Origin of the sequence: Sphingosinicella microcystinivorans (genome assembly GCF_027941835.1) — a bacterium.
Lineage (GTDB): Bacteria > Pseudomonadota > Alphaproteobacteria > Sphingomonadales > Sphingomonadaceae > Sphingosinicella.
Genome location: NZ_CP116005.1, coordinates 106,570 through 120,660, shown reverse-complemented (window position 1 = coordinate 120,660; position 14,091 = coordinate 106,570). Strand labels below are relative to the sequence as shown.

Annotated in this window: 14 protein-coding genes; 10 read left to right on the top strand and 4 right to left on the bottom strand. The window is 65.0% G+C overall.

Translation table 11 applies throughout. The annotated features are described in order from the left end of the window. The 10 genes from PE061_RS00555 to PE061_RS00510 all read left to right on the top strand — a co-directional run bounded on the left by PE061_RS00555 (position 1) and on the right by PE061_RS00510 (position 7,309). A complete protein-coding gene (locus tag PE061_RS00555) occupies positions 1 to 471 on the top strand; it encodes a hypothetical protein (protein WP_271257305.1) in 471 nt (156 codons plus the stop codon). A 329-nt stretch (positions 472 to 800) separates the two neighbouring features. Then, a complete protein-coding gene (locus PE061_RS00550; protein ID WP_271257304.1) occupies positions 801 to 1,595 on the top strand; it encodes an N-6 DNA methylase in 795 nt (264 codons plus the stop codon). Between the two features lie 64 nt (positions 1,596 to 1,659). Then, on the top strand, positions 1,660 to 2,094 hold the full coding sequence (locus PE061_RS00545) for a DUF4262 domain-containing protein (protein ID WP_271257303.1): 435 nt from the start codon (positions 1,660 to 1,662) through the stop codon (positions 2,092 to 2,094). Between the two features lie 226 nt (positions 2,095 to 2,320). After that, positions 2,321 to 2,503 (top strand): hypothetical protein, encoded by a 183-nt coding sequence (locus tag PE061_RS00540; protein ID WP_271257302.1) that lies wholly within the window; start codon positions 2,321 to 2,323, stop codon positions 2,501 to 2,503. A gap of 167 nt (positions 2,504 to 2,670) precedes the next feature. Beyond that, positions 2,671 to 2,898 (top strand): hypothetical protein, encoded by a 228-nt coding sequence (locus PE061_RS00535; RefSeq protein WP_271257301.1) that lies wholly within the window; start codon positions 2,671 to 2,673, stop codon positions 2,896 to 2,898. Further along, a complete protein-coding gene (locus PE061_RS00530) occupies positions 2,855 to 3,145 on the top strand; it encodes a hypothetical protein (protein ID WP_271257300.1) in 291 nt (96 codons plus the stop codon). Before PE061_RS00535 ends, PE061_RS00530 begins: the two co-directional genes overlap by 44 nt. A gap of 317 nt (positions 3,146 to 3,462) precedes the next feature. After that, a complete protein-coding gene (locus tag PE061_RS00525; protein WP_271257299.1) occupies positions 3,463 to 3,978 on the top strand; it encodes a hypothetical protein in 516 nt (171 codons plus the stop codon). Between the two features lie 1,299 nt (positions 3,979 to 5,277). Then, complete coding sequence (locus tag PE061_RS00520; protein WP_271257298.1) at positions 5,278 to 5,826, top strand: DUF736 family protein; 549 nt, start codon at positions 5,278 to 5,280, stop codon at positions 5,824 to 5,826. A gap of 79 nt (positions 5,827 to 5,905) precedes the next feature. Continuing rightward, positions 5,906 to 7,057, top strand: coding sequence for a DUF2493 domain-containing protein (locus PE061_RS00515; protein WP_271257297.1), 1,152 nt, complete (start codon positions 5,906 to 5,908; stop codon positions 7,055 to 7,057). A gap of 48 nt (positions 7,058 to 7,105) precedes the next feature. Further along, positions 7,106 to 7,309 (top strand): hypothetical protein, encoded by a 204-nt coding sequence (locus PE061_RS00510; protein WP_271257296.1) that lies wholly within the window; start codon positions 7,106 to 7,108, stop codon positions 7,307 to 7,309. A gap of 196 nt (positions 7,310 to 7,505) precedes the next feature. Here the strand turns inward: PE061_RS00510 and PE061_RS00505 are convergent, their stop codons facing one another. The 4 genes from PE061_RS00505 to PE061_RS00490 all read right to left on the bottom strand — a co-directional run bounded on the left by PE061_RS00505 (position 7,506) and on the right by PE061_RS00490 (position 13,915). Beyond that, entirely contained in the window at positions 7,506 to 7,742 is a 237-nt protein-coding gene (locus PE061_RS00505) for a hypothetical protein (RefSeq protein WP_271257295.1), read from the bottom strand. Positions 7,743 to 8,146: 404 nt separating this feature from the next. Further along, positions 8,147 to 11,419 (bottom strand): error-prone DNA polymerase, encoded by a 3,273-nt coding sequence (locus PE061_RS00500; protein WP_271257294.1) that lies wholly within the window; start codon positions 11,417 to 11,419, stop codon positions 8,147 to 8,149. After that, on the bottom strand, positions 11,419 to 13,224 hold the full coding sequence (locus tag PE061_RS00495) for a DUF6504 family protein (protein ID WP_336297012.1): 1,806 nt from the start codon (positions 13,222 to 13,224) through the stop codon (positions 11,419 to 11,421). Before PE061_RS00495 ends, PE061_RS00500 begins: the two co-directional genes overlap by 1 nt. Continuing rightward, a complete protein-coding gene (locus tag PE061_RS00490) occupies positions 13,142 to 13,915 on the bottom strand; it encodes an ImuA family protein (RefSeq protein ID WP_271257293.1) in 774 nt (257 codons plus the stop codon). Before PE061_RS00490 ends, PE061_RS00495 begins: the two co-directional genes overlap by 83 nt. Positions 13,916 to 14,091 lie beyond the last annotated feature (176 nt).

The window sequence follows — 14,091 nt, the reverse complement described above, 5'->3', positions numbered from 1 at the left end:
ATGACCCTTCCGATCATTTTCGTCGACATGGACGGCGTCCTCGCTGACTTCGATACCGGCTATGAACAGATGCTCGGCACGCGGCCGTCGATCGTCACCGACAACGTGGAGTGGGACGCTGTCCGTCAGGTCGACGCCTTCTACACCCGGCTCCCGCCGATGCCTGATTTCGCCGACCTCTGGAGGGGGCTCGAATGCTATCGTCCGATTATCCTGACCGGCGTGCCCGCATCCGTCGAAGATGCAGCGGCGCACAAACGCGCCTGGGTCGATCGCCATATCGGCCCATTGCAGCCGATGATTGCCTGCTCTTCGAAGGACAAGAGCCTACACATCCGCAATCCTGGCGACATCCTCATCGACGACTGGGAGAAATACCGCTCATTGTGGATCGAACGAGGTGGTCTATGGATCACCCATTGCACAGCTGAACAATCGCTGGCCGAGCTTGGCGATCTACTGGCCCGCTAGAATTCGACGTTGTTGAGGATTTCCGGGACTGCCGCCACGGGCCCCGTCGAGTTCGCCATGTGGCCCGCCGGCGCGCTGCTACCGTTTCGCGTCTCAGCTGCGCCGCCTCCCGGATCGCGACCATGATCGCCTGATCGGATTTCTCCGAACACTGCATGACGCCGCGAAGACCGCCTGTCCCATGGAGGGGAGGGGGTGAGGGGAGATGGTCGATCGGGGTTCGCTCGGGCGCCCGCCGACATCCATCCAACACCGCCGGTCGCCGCGCTTCCCTCATTCGACACGAATGAAGGGCCGTTCGCGTGCGTCCGCCAATCAGGAAATGCGCGATGAACCCCCATGACAAACACATCAAGACGATATGCAAGCTGCTGCGCTCCTGCGGCTATCGCTACGACCTCCACAACGTGTTCTCCGACTGCATGGAGACCGCCGCGATCGCCCTGTCCAACAGCGTGGATCATGCGAACCGGGACGCCCGCGAGAAACGGTACCTGGACATCGTCGGCCGCTACGAGCGCGATGTCGTCGAGATTTTCCCGCAGGTTCTCGCCGAAATCGTCCTGGCGCTCGAAGCGGAACCCGGCGACGTGCTCGGTGCGGTCTTTGCCGAACTCGGGCTGAAAAGCGCCACGAGGGGGCAATTTTTCACGCCCTACGACATCTGCCGCGCTATGGCGGAAATGACGCTGGGCGACACGGAGAAGCTCGCCGAGCTCATCGAACGCAATGGCTTCGTGCGCGCGTCCGAACCGGCCTGCGGTGCCGGCGCGATGATCATCGCCCTCGCCGAGGCGATGCGCGCACGGGGCATCAACTATCAGCAGTATCTCCACGTGACCGCCGTCGATATCGACCCCTGTGCGGTCCACATGGCCTATATCCAGCTCACGCTGATGCACATTCCGGCCGTCGTCATCGTCGGCAATTCGCTGTCCATGGAAATGCGCGAGTGCTGGTACACGCCCGCCCACATTCTCGGCGGGTGGTCCACCAAGCTTGCGCGTCGCGAAGCCGAGGACGCGGCCCGCGCGCTGCTCAACCCGCCTTCGGATAGCACAGCGAAAGATACGTCCGCCGAGGCCGGCACCGACGAACTGCCACGGCAGCTGCGCTTCTTCTGAGCGTGGCCGCCCTGCCCGGTCTCGACCGATCCCTTTTGCACACTCTCAATGAAAGGAAACCACCATGCCGAACCACTCGGACCTGATGCGCCTTGTCCAGGAGAATATCGACCGCAACAGCCAGCACGTCTTCGCGATCTTTCCGAGCGAGGAGTCGCCCGCCTTCGCCTACACGATCGGCAATGCCAATGTCGGGCTGCCGGAATTGCTGATCATCGGCAATTTCGCGCCGCACACGACGGCGGCGATCCTGAACGAGCTCGGCCGCAAGATGCGCGCCGCAGGCTTCCCCCTCGTGGGCGATGTCAGCCTCGGCGGACGCTTTCCCGTCCGTGTTCGCCAGGCAGACCCGGCAGCCAAGGGGCGCTACACGATCCAGGCCGGTCAATATCTCGGCCACGAACGCTACGACGTGCTGCAACTTCTCTTCTGCGATCCCGAGGGCCGCTATCCCGGCGAGCCCGGCTGCAATTCGAACTACGACGTCCCGCTCGTATAACCATATTAGCCGGAATAGAGGTGTCCGCCCCATGAAACCTCTTCTTACGTGGCCGTGCAATGAGTGCCCCTGGCGCCGCAAGCACCCGGCTGGATGGCTCGGCGGCTACCGCCCCGAGGACTTTACCCAACAGGTCCAGTTCGATGGCCCGCCCTTGCCCTGACACAAGACGATCCCCGGCGACGGAACCGACGCGCGCGCGATGTGTGCCGGTGCGCTGATCTTCATGAAGAACAACTGCAAGGGCGCTCATCACGCCGATTATGGTGACGCGCTGGACACGGTTCAGCAGGACGCCGAGACCGTGTTCCAGTGGGCGCAGGAGTTCCTCGACCACCACACCGATCCCCAAGGATGGGCCCGCGAGGTCCGGAACGAAGCGCTCGACCGCACGCTTGCTAGAGAATGATCCATCGCCTTGCCAATCCCGCCGGAGCGGAGGGGGTGGATAAGGGCGACACAGTGCATCGGCTGTTCTGCGTCGTCGAGCCCACCAGATGGTCGACGTTTCCGTGCCCAGCGCGTTTCGAGCGGCAGGCGGCGCCCGACTGTCCTCAGTCTATCAGGAAATCTGCCATGCGCCTGTCAGATGAAATCGCCGCGCGGCGGCTGCTCTATTCTCGCCCGCTGGTCACCGTCCCTGCGCTGCTCGTGATCGACATTCCGGGTCGATACCGCGGGCCGGGCCTTGCCTTGGGGCGTTATTTTCCCGTCATTATCGAAACCGACGAGGAACTGCGCGAGTTCGAGGCGTTTCTCGATGCGGATCGCGCGGATCCTCGATCCCGTCGTTGGTGTGCCTGAGAACAACTGGTACGATGCGATGGCCCGCCCGACGGATGACCTCACATTTACGATGACCATGGTCTCGCATGCCAGCCCGCAGCCGACGATGGCGCTGATCAAATCACCGGCAGGCCATGTTCCGCGCCGCTCCCTCAATCCCGGAAAGGACCGGACATATGTGGAAACTGAAATACGCGGCAACGGCAACCCGCCTGCTCCTTCAGCGCAAGATCCCGTTTCGGACCTATTGCAGGGCGCTGCGTAACTGGCCGCCCGCCGTCCCGGGCAGGGGCGGCTCCTACATCCTCGACCCGAATCTCGCAGCCGTGTACTTTTCCCGCGGTCCGAACGACAGGGATCAGTCATCCGACTGACATGCCCTTTTGGCTGACCGGAAGCGGCGACGTCCTTGGCTGGATGCCCGCCAGCGACTGGATCAGGCCCGGACCGACTGCCTAGTCCTTGAGTGCCGGAGACAAGCGGCCAGGAAAGCCCGACCGTCGATCCGATCCTGACGATGCACGGGGAAGAGGAAGGGAGAGGGGCGGGTTCGCAGTCGTTCGGTTGAGGAAGGCCGCCCCGATGAGCATCGTCAATGAAGCCCGGAACGTCCGGTCCGGCACACCGTCTGTTTTCATTTCCGGCTCGATTTCCATCCGACGTCTTCCTTCTCCGATATTGGAGCGCCTCGGCCGTGTCATCGACCGCGAAATGCCGGTCCTGATCGGCGATGCTCCCGGCGTGGACACGGCCGTGCAACAATACCTCGCCGATCGGCAAGCGTGGAACGGCACGATCTTCTGTAGTGGCAGTGCCCCGCGTCATAATATCGGTGGATGGCCGATCAGGATTGTCCGCGCTGACGCTCCTACAGGGACGCGCACCTGGCACATGGCAAAGGACCGCGAAATGGCCCGCCTCGCTGATATCGGGCTGGTTATCTGGGACGGATCCAGCGCAGGCAGCTTTGCCAATATCGAGCGGCTGAGCAATCGCGGCTGTTACGTCCTCGTCTATCTCTGCCCGGACGGCCGCTTCCTGCCACTGCGATGCGGCGCGGACAGGGCGGCTTTCCTCGCGTCCCAGAGGCCGGGTTGATGGCGTGGCAGCCCGCCCCGTCCGGTAGCAGCCCGGCGCGGGCGACCTCCTCCTGTCGCAGGAGTCACGAAGCGATGAGACTCACCGACGAACCCGCTACCTGCCGGCAGCTCTATCCCCGGTCGCGTCTAACGCTGCCCAACGTCATGCCGATCGACATCCCCGCCAGATTCGCGGGCGCCGGCCTGCCGCTCGGCCGCTGCTATCCCGTGATCCTCGAAACCGCCGGAGTGTGCCGGGATGGAAACCGACCTCGCCGCCTCCCGTCCGGACCCGATCTGTTCGACCGCCGTCCCTCGGCCTTCACGCCGTCGACATCCTCTTCGTCCGCTACGCACCCGCCCGCCGCGCTGCTCCTGTGCCGCTGGCTGTCCCGCCTGTACCGCCATGGTGCCGCCAGCCGGGGACGATTTCATCCGCGGTGCTTATACGAGCGAGGTCTTCGCCGACGCCCCCGATCTGGACCGCGCCGAAGCCCGGCGACGCGCGACGTTCGGCACGCACCCTCCCGTGTGCATGCACCAGCGCCCCAGTCCTTGCGATCGGGCCTGATGCTTCCGGCGGGCACTTTGCGTCCGGCATTGCCCGCCGATATCCGGTGACGCGGAAGCGAGGCCGTGCAGGGCGGGGGCAGCGTTGTTTGGGCGGATGCCCGCCGCAGGCGGGCACCGGGCTCTATCTCCGCTGCGCTCCGACCAAGCCCCCTTGCGGGGTCTTGGCGGCTGAAGCCGTAACGATCCCTTCCGCGGGCGCCTCGCCGAGCCGGTCCGCGATCTCGCCGTCGTCCCGCCTCGTCCTCGGGGGCGGGCCTCGGCGAGGCCGCCTCGGCCCGCAATCAGCGTCGGACGAGGTCTGTCATCGCATCCTACGCCGCCCCCGCATTGTCGCGGCGTGCCAGAGGGGGTCCGGCCCTGCAAGGGCTGCCTCCGGCCAAGAAAATCTAGGATAAAATGGGCCTGCCGACGTCATCGCTCGGGTTCAGCAGTCGGCAGGCCCATTTTCTCCAAGATTTCCTAAAGGCCGCAGCGAAACGTCCCTTGCATGGCCGGATCCCCTCTGGCCCTTGCGCCATGCGAAGGCGGCTCCGGATGCGATGACAGACAGGCACCCTCCCGTCCGCCGCTGATCAGTAAGGAATGGCTTCGCCATGCGTTTTTTTGTTTTTTGTTTGCTCAGGCTCACCAGATACGATGAAATCTTGTCAAGAAAACAATGGACTACAAGTAAATCTGATAAGAAGGTATAGTATAAATGCAAATGGGGATTGGCCCCGGATGCGTTTTACTTGGAGTGAGTGACATGGCACACGGTAATCAGATCACCGTCGGCGGGTTCAAGAACACGGGCCGCAAGATTACGGGCTGGGTCAGCACCGCACAAATCAATGCTCCCTACGCCGAGTTGAGGCCGATGGAGCGGCGCAGCGAGCGAAGCCCGTCCTATGAGGTTTGGGCGCGCGCCAAGGAGGGCAACCTGTACCATCTGGGGACGCTATGGCCGCGCGAGATGAAACGCGATGGCACGCCCTTCCACGGCGGTTTCATCACCGATCGCGGCCACGCGGTTTCGATGAACGTGGCCGTCTTTGGTGACTTCGCGACCGGCGCGGACATGGTGTCGAAAGAGGACGACGACGACTATATCACGACCGGCCCGCAGTCGGCAGGCGGCGACCAGCAGCAGAGATACGGCGGCTTTTCGGGCGGCAGCACGGCAGGACCGTCGGGCGAATATGTCGGGCCGGATCGTGGCGAGGCGAACGGCTTTGGCGGCTTTTCCGGCCGCACGGCCACGGATGGCAACCCCGGCGGCTTCGCGGACAATCTGGACGACGATGTTCCGCTCTAGGCCGTGACCGAGACGGGCCGGGAGAGCGCAGCAACGCTTCCCCGGCCCTCGCCATCAACCCGTCAATGGAGTAGCACCCATGAGCAAGACAACAGCGTCCCGTTTCGTTAGCAGCTTTTCCGAACTGCCGAAACTCTTTGCGCCCTTTGCCGCTGGCCAGTCCGATCAGCACGACGAGGGCGAGCCGATGGATGCCGAAATCGCATATATGCGCGACGAAGGCAGTACATCGCAAATCACGCGCGGCGACGTGCAGGAGCACTATGCGGCGTTGACCGAAGCCGATGCCTTCGAGGCGTCGTTCGGCGACCCGGTTCCGCTATCAATCGGTGAACGGGAGGCAGAGCCGGGCGAAGAAGATTTGCCCCATCCACTCGCGGCGCAAGGGGAATGCAGCGGCATCGTCAAGACGATTTTCGACCTCTTGACGAACACCCGGCTTGAGCCGCAGGCGCGTGAAATCGCATGGGGCATCGTCAACAGCTTCCATTTCGTCGCTGGCACGCTGGAGCGCGAGGAGGATGCCATAGCGAACAAAATCCGCGACATGGCGCGCATAACGAAAGCCGACGAAATCGCCACCAAGGAACTGGAGGACGCGCAGCGCCAGTGCGAAGAGCGTACCGAGCGCCGCAAGGAGGTCGAGGCGATGCGCGAATATGCGGCAGCAGCCTATCGCGCGTGTTGCGGGCAGGTTTGGAGACCTCCGCGCGGTTCGCGTGTATCGCACGTCACGGGCGCAAGCCAGATCAGGGCAGCCGACTTTTTGCGCGCCCGCGCCATGGAATGGAGCGACCGCCACAATCCGAAAGGGCCTGTCGTCGTCGTATCCGGTCCCGCCGTATGGCACGACTGGCTGCTCATTTATAATCGGTTGGACGAAATCCACGCGCGTATCCCGAACATGGTGCTTTTCACCACCGGGCAGGACACGGGCGTTGATCTCAGCGCAGCCGCTTGGGCCGAGTCCCGGCGCGTGCCCCATGTCGGCTTCGACCTTCGCGGGAACCGATACGGAACCGGCAAGAACAAGGGCTTTCGGCGCAACAAGCACATGAACAGCTTCAAGCCCGTCGAAGCGATCCTTTGCGAAGGCTCGGGCATTCAGGATGATCTTTACGACCTGTTCAACCCGCCATCGGGACGGCGTGTGCCGACCCACCTTTTCTATGTCCGGGATCAGGCGCCAATGCCCCCGATCAGGAGACTTGGAAGGCGGCGGACGGCGTGACCCTGCGGCCCGCCTTCGGGCGGGCCGCCTATCCACAGGAGATTCGTCATGGCCCGAGTCTATGGCGGTTGCATCGAACCCGGCGGAATGGAACTCGACGACGAGCGTTTCGAGGCACCATGCCCCGCCTGCGGCGAACTCGCGCGCAACCATGTTTTCCAGCAGGTCGATGGCGGCTCTATCAACGCCTATCACACCATCGACTGCGACCATTGCGGTCACAGTAACGGTTATGACTTCATACCCGACTGACTAGCGGGCATCGCACCAATCCCGGTAAGGGCCGGCGCGGCATCCCTGCGCCCGGCCCTTTTTCGTGCGCGCTGCGCCCGGTGGGGGAAACCCGAACGGTTTCCCCACGCCGCTCCTTTTGGCGGTCCAGGCGGCCCGCCAACGTCGCTCCCCTTTCCGCTAAGGATGGAAGCCGACCAGAGTGCGCCGGACGGGATCAACTCGCGGGCGGCAGCGGTTTCAACGCCGCCAATGCAGCGGCGACGCCGACCCGCAAGACCTGCCCCAGCACGTCGCGAAACTCGCGCTCGCTGATCCTCTCGACCGGCATATCGGCGACGATCCGCGCATAGCGATCCCGCAGCCGCGCGCGCGTCGCCTCGATCTCCTCGCCGACCCTCTTCTGACGCTCGACCAGCTCGGCGAGCTTCTCGCGTTCCGACATCTTCGGCATGACCATCCTTCCTTCCAGAGTGGTCTGCCCGCCTGCCGCGCAACCTTGCGTGTCCGTCGGCGTGATGCAATCCCCAACCTCAGCTTCGTGGCTCCGCCGGTGCCCGTCTGAGCTACACGCAGCGACACTGTCGCTGCGGCAGGCGGACGCACGCCGCTTCGGCGTCGGTAATGCACCCTACGCACGGGATGCTGCGGGGCTATTTTCACGATAAATCAACAGGTTCTGCGCCGGTTTCAAGACAGGGCAGGGCGGCGTCAGCTGGCTGCCGCGGCTGCCGATTGCGGCAGCGTCTGGCTGCCATCGCCGCCAAGTTGCGGATAAGGCTTGGCATCTTCTGGCTGCCGTGGCGGCCAGTTCACCACAATGACGACGCCGCAGGCGCGACATCGAGCAGGTTGCGCTCAATGAAAATCATGACTCCGTATGCGCAGGATTTCTTCCTGCTCAGATGCTGTGCCGTAGGGCGGTGACGCCAGTGTGCCACCCGGCGCCCAGGTCGGATCGCGCGGATCACGACCGCCGCCATTCCTCGCGCCGTCGCCGCGTCCCGGCGCGCCGTTTAAATCCATCCGCCCGATCGAGCGCAGCATATCGTCATGGTCGGTGATACGGTCACAGATGATGTGGATGACCTCCCCCTCCTTCTGAAGTCGACCGCGAAGCGCGATCATCGAGGCGGACATGACCTGCCGACGATAAATCTCGAACCGGTCGGGCCAGAGGATGCCATTGGCGATCCCGGTTTCGTCCTCGATCGTCACGAACAGCACGCCCTTGGCCGAGCCGGGCCGCTGTCGCACGAGGATAACGCCGGCGACCTCGATATTGCGGCCGTCCCGGATCGAGGGAAGATCGGCGCAGCGAACGACATTCATTGCGTCGAGCTTGCCGCGCAGAAAACGCACCGGATGAGCGCGGAGCGAAAGCTGCGTCACGCGATAGTCCTCGACCACTTCCCGTCCGTCGGTCATCGGCCTCAGCGCCACGGAGGGCTCGCGGCCTTCGGGCGAGAATCCGGCTTCGCGTTCGTCGACTGCCGCGAACAGGGGGAGGGGTGCTTCGCCGAGCCCTTTCACCTTCCAGAGCCCCTGGCGCCGATCCTCCGATATGCAGTGGAAGGCATCCGCCTCGGCCAGCCGCTCGATCGCGGCGCGGGGGACACCGGCACGGCGCCAGACCTCCTCGACACTCTCGTAGGGCGCTGGACCGCGCGCCGCGACGATCGCCGCGCCGTGCATATTGGTTAGCCCGCGAACTTGCCGGAACCCGAGCCGCACCGCCATGTGCCGGGTGTCGGTCGGCTCGAGCGTGCAGTCCCAATGGCTGTCGTTGACCGAGACGGGCCGCACCTCGACGCCATGCTTTCGGGCGTCGACGACGATCTGCGCCGGGGCATAGAAACCCATCGGCTGCGCGTTCAATAGCGCCGCACAGAACACGTCGGGATGATGGTGCTTCACCCAGCAGGAGGCATAGGCGATCTTGGCGAAGGAGGCGGCGTGGCTCTCGGGAAAACCATAGGAGCCGAACCCCTCGATCTGCTTGAAGGTGCGCTCGGCGAAGTCCCTGGGATAGCCCCGGCCCACCATGCCGTTCACCAGCTTGTCGTGGAAATGGCTGACGCCGCCGGTGAGCTTGAAGGTGGCCATCGCCCGGCGAAGCTGGTCGGCTTCGACCGGGGTAAAGCCGGCGCCGACGATCGCCACCTTCATCGCCTGCTCCTGGAAGAGCGGCACGCCCAGCGTCTTTTCCAGCACCGCACGCAATTCGGGCCTCGGATATTCAGGCTTCTCCTTGCCCTCGCGGCGGCGGAGATAGGGATGCACCATGTCACCCTGGATCGGTCCGGGCCGCACGATCGCCACCTCGATGACGAGATCATAAAATTCCTTTGGCTTCATCCGCGGCAGCATGGACATCTGCGCGCGGCTTTCGATCTGGAACACGCCCAGCGTGTCGGCCTTCTGGATCATCGCATATACGCCGGGGTCATCGTCCTGCAGGTCGGCCATGCCGACCCTGATGCCCTTCTCCTGTTCGAGAAGATTGAAAGCGCGGTTCATGCAGCCGAGCATCCCGAGCCCCAGCACGTCGACCTTCATGAACTTCAGCGCGTCGATATCGTCCTTGTCCCACTCGATGATCTGGCGGTCCTCCATGCGCGCGGGCTCGATGGGCACGAGATCGTCGAGCCGGTCCTGCGTCAGCACGAACCCTCCGGGGTGCTGTGAGAGGTGCCGGGGCGTGCCGATCAGCTGACGGGCAAGGTCGAGCGTCAGCCTGAGGCGATGATCCTCGGCATTGAGGTTGAGTGAGGCGATCTGTTCCTCTGGAATGCCGTCCATCGACCAGCCCCAGACGAGGCCGGTCAGCATCTTGGTGAGATCGCGCGGGAGGCCGAGCGCCTTGCCGACCTCGGCGACGGCGCCGCGGGTGCGGTAGCGGGTAACGACGGCGGTCAGCGCCGAGCGTGTGCGGCCGTAGGTGTCATAAATCCACTGGATGATTTCCTCGCGCCGCTCATGCTCGAAGTCGACGTCGATATCGGGCGGTTCCTTGCGTTGCCCCGAGACGAAACGCTCGAACAGCAGCTCGTGCTTGATGGGGTCGATCGAGGTGATGCCGAGCATATAGCAAACGCAGCTGTTCGCGGCGCTCCCACGCCCCTGGGAGAGAATGCCGCGCCGCCGACTCTCCGCCACGATGGAATTCACGGTGAGGAAATAGGGTGCGTAACCGAGCTGGTCGATCAGCCTCAGCTCATGGTCGATCTGCTGGCGATATTGGGGCGGCAGGCCATCCGGAAACATGCGCGCGGCGGCTTCCTCGGTGAGCGCGGCCAGGGCTTCCTGTGCCGTGCGGCCCTCCATCACCTCCTCATAGGGATACTGATACTGGATCTCGCCAAGGTCGAACCGGCACTGGTCGGCGATATCGGCACTCGCCTGGATCGCGTCGGGGAAGGCCGCAAAGCGCCGTTCCATCTCCTCCGGGGACTTCAGGTTCCGGTCCATGAACCGCTCGCGCCGGAAGCCGAGCGCGTCAATAGTGCTCTTCTCACGGATCGCGGTGACGACATCCTGCAGCGGCCGACGCTCGGGCGCATGGTAGAGCACGTCCCCCGTCGCGACGCTGCGGATGCCGGCATCGAGGGCGAGGACATCGAGGGCATGGAGCCGTGCGGCATCGTCGGGGCGCCGGCGCAGCGACAGGGCGCAATAGCCTCGCGCGCCGAATATATCGCGCAGATCGCGCAGGTGTCCGGCGACAATTTCGCCCGGCACATCAGGCAGCAGGATCGCGATGAGTCCATCAGCGCGCGCAGCGACGTCGTTCCCGTCCAACAGGCATTTGCCCTTGCCGCCGCGCTCCTTGCCGAGGGAGAGCAGCCGGGTCAGCCCTGACCATGCTTTCCTATGGCAAGGATAGAGCAGCAGCGCCCGGCCATCGGTGAGATCGACGCGCGCGCCGGCAATCATGCGCACGCCCGTCGCCTTCTGGCCGTCCCAGCCGCGCACCACACCGGCGACGCTGCCGCGATCGGCGAGGCCGAGTGCGCTATGACCCTGCACGGCGGCTTCGGCGAACAGCTCTTCGGGGGACGAGGCACCCCGAAGAAACGAGAAATGGCTCGTGACCTGAAGTTCGACGTAGGTGGTCCTGGAGCGCGCCATCAGCCGAACAGCCCGTGCATATACCAGCTTAGGTCGCCGGTTGGCGGATCGACGCCGTCGCCGCGGCGAAACAGCCAGAAGCGCTCGCCGCTCGTCGTCTCGACCCGGAAATAATCCCGTACCGCCCACATCTCGCGGGAACTGCGCCACCATTCGCCATGGATGCGCTCGGGACCGTCCCCGGCGACGACACGATAGGGCTTGCCGCGCCACACGAACCGGCGCGGCGGGTGATCCGGGAGCAAGGCGACCACGCCCGCCAGCGGCTCGGGGCGGGGCAGCAGTCGAACGGGCCGTTTCCAGCATGGCCAGCCCGTCGGACTCGTGAGCGCGTCGGCCGGGCAGACCGCGCGCTCGGGCACATCGCTTTCGCGGGGGGCCATGCGGAACAATGCCTTCTCGCCGACACGGCCGGCAAGCTGGTCGACCAATGGCGCCAGATCGGGCGCACGATCCTTGCCGGCGAGTCCCTTACCGAGCGCCACGGGAGCAAGATCCTCGACGCGCGGCGCGGTGAGCGCCATCGCTTCGATGCCAAGTCCCGGCTCGATCCGTTCGACGCGCATGGCGAACATGCGCTTCAGATGCTTGGCGTCGCGGGTTGCCCGCGCCGTGCCGAGCCCGATCCGCTGCTCCTCGCCATCGACGCGCAGGCAGGTGAGGATGGCGGAGCGCAGCCCCAGGCCGCGCTTTTCGAGGGCAAGCACCATGTCATCGACCAGATCACCGATAACCTGGGTGAGCGCCTCGGCCGTGCCGATCGGTTCGAGCAGGCGGCGCATGACCCGTGGTTCTTCGAACGGGACCACCGGCACGATCGGTTCGGCGACCAGCCCGCGCGCCTGATCGAGCCGTTCGACGGTTGAAAGACCGAGCCGCTTCGCGAGCGGACCGCGCGGGACGGACAAGAGATCGGCGATCCGCTCGAAACCGAAGCGCAAGGCCGACGCCAGGGCGTCGGGTGTGAGTCGCAGCGCCGAAATCGGCAGATCGGCGATGGCTGCTGTCTCGGCACCGGGAGGCAATATGGTGATCGGCTTTCCCGAATAGCGTGCCAGTGCATGCGCAGCGCCCGGCGTCCCGGCGGTCGCGATCGTCGCGCTAAATCCCAGCCGCGCGAGGAAGCGCAGCAGGCGGCGGCAGAAAGCGGGCTCGCCCCCGAACAGATGCGCCGTGCCGGTAAGGTCGAGCCAGAGCCCGTCAGGCACGCACGCGCTGGCGGTCGGCGTCCAGTGTCCGACCGCGTGCAGCGCCAGCCGGTCGAGGAAGGCGATATCGCCCGCTTCATCGGCCTCCTCGACGTCAAGATCGGTGGTGAGCGCGCGGGCATGCGCCGCCGCCATGCCGGGACGGAGACCAAGATCGGACGCGGCGCGGCAAGCGGCGGTGACGACATCGCGCTGGCCGACGCGCGCAATCATGATCATCGGCCGGCCCAGATGCGCGGCCCAGCCGGACGGTGGGCCTGGACTGCCTTCGTCGGGGAGCATCGCCTTGAACGGGTGCTCGGCGGGCTCGCTGCGACGATCCATCTCTTGGCAAGTCGGGTGCTGATGCGCGGGCAGCGCATCGATCTCCTCGCGCGTCGACTTCGCACCCAATGCGCCATCGCGCGCCCAGCGCGCGCCGGGCCGCCAGCCGCCATCCTTCGGTACCGAACAACCGCCGGGGTTGTCGTCTATCGGCCCCGGAAGGCGGGGCGAGAGATCAGGAAAGACGTGTTCAGGCGGCCTGAACGTGCGGCGCGACCGGCGCAGCCGCTCTATGGCGAGCTGCGGCAGGTAGAGCGAGGCGACCCGTGTCATCGCTGGCTTCAACTTCGAGAGAAAAGGGATTGCCGTTTCGCTGGCGGACAAGCTCGACCGCCCAGCGGGCGCGGCCGACGCCCGGATGCGGGAGCGGCTCCGATGATCGGCAGCCGATCCGCCAGCGCGTCATTGCGGAGGAGGGAATGGTCAGCGGGCAGCGATCGCACGCTCGGTGACGGCGGTAGAGCAGCATCGGCGTCCGGCCATCGGAGGCGGCAAGCTGAAGCCGGCGCGTCGCGGTCTGATCTGCCGTCTTCACCTCGGCGACCACGCAGGCGAGCGTCCCTTCGCGCAAGGCATCTTCGGCCATCGCCAGAACATCGGCGTCGTTGCGGCCATGCGCGTAGAGAAGCTTGGCCGGACCAAGCCCGACCTGTTCCAGTCCCGGCGCATAGAGATCGAAGCGCGTGAGCGCCCACAGCACGGTGAATCCGGGCTTCTCCGCAAAGCGTGCCGCGATGCCCGCTGCGAACAGCGTCGCCGCGGCATCGTCACTTAGCGCCGCTGTCGCGGCAGCTATCTCGTGGAGGCCGGCGCCATCGAGCCCGCGGTCGGCGAGCCGGTCATCGATCGCGTCCAGCCCGAACGCCAGCGCGGGTCCGCGCGCACCGCGCGCATGGGCCAGTTGCGCGCGGAGCGCGGCAAGCTGTTCGGCGCGAGGCCGTTGTAAGGCGGTTTGCACAGACATTGGTCAAGGATAACGACTCATTTGTTCACTTTATGTTCTGATGAGTCGAAGGATAAAGTCAAGCACGATGAATCTTCGCCGATGGTCGAAGCGCCCCGGACCGCATATTTCGACGCCCGCTTGCCGATTACACGTCGTTACCCTATATGTGCAATATGCCGAATACGAGTCGGCAT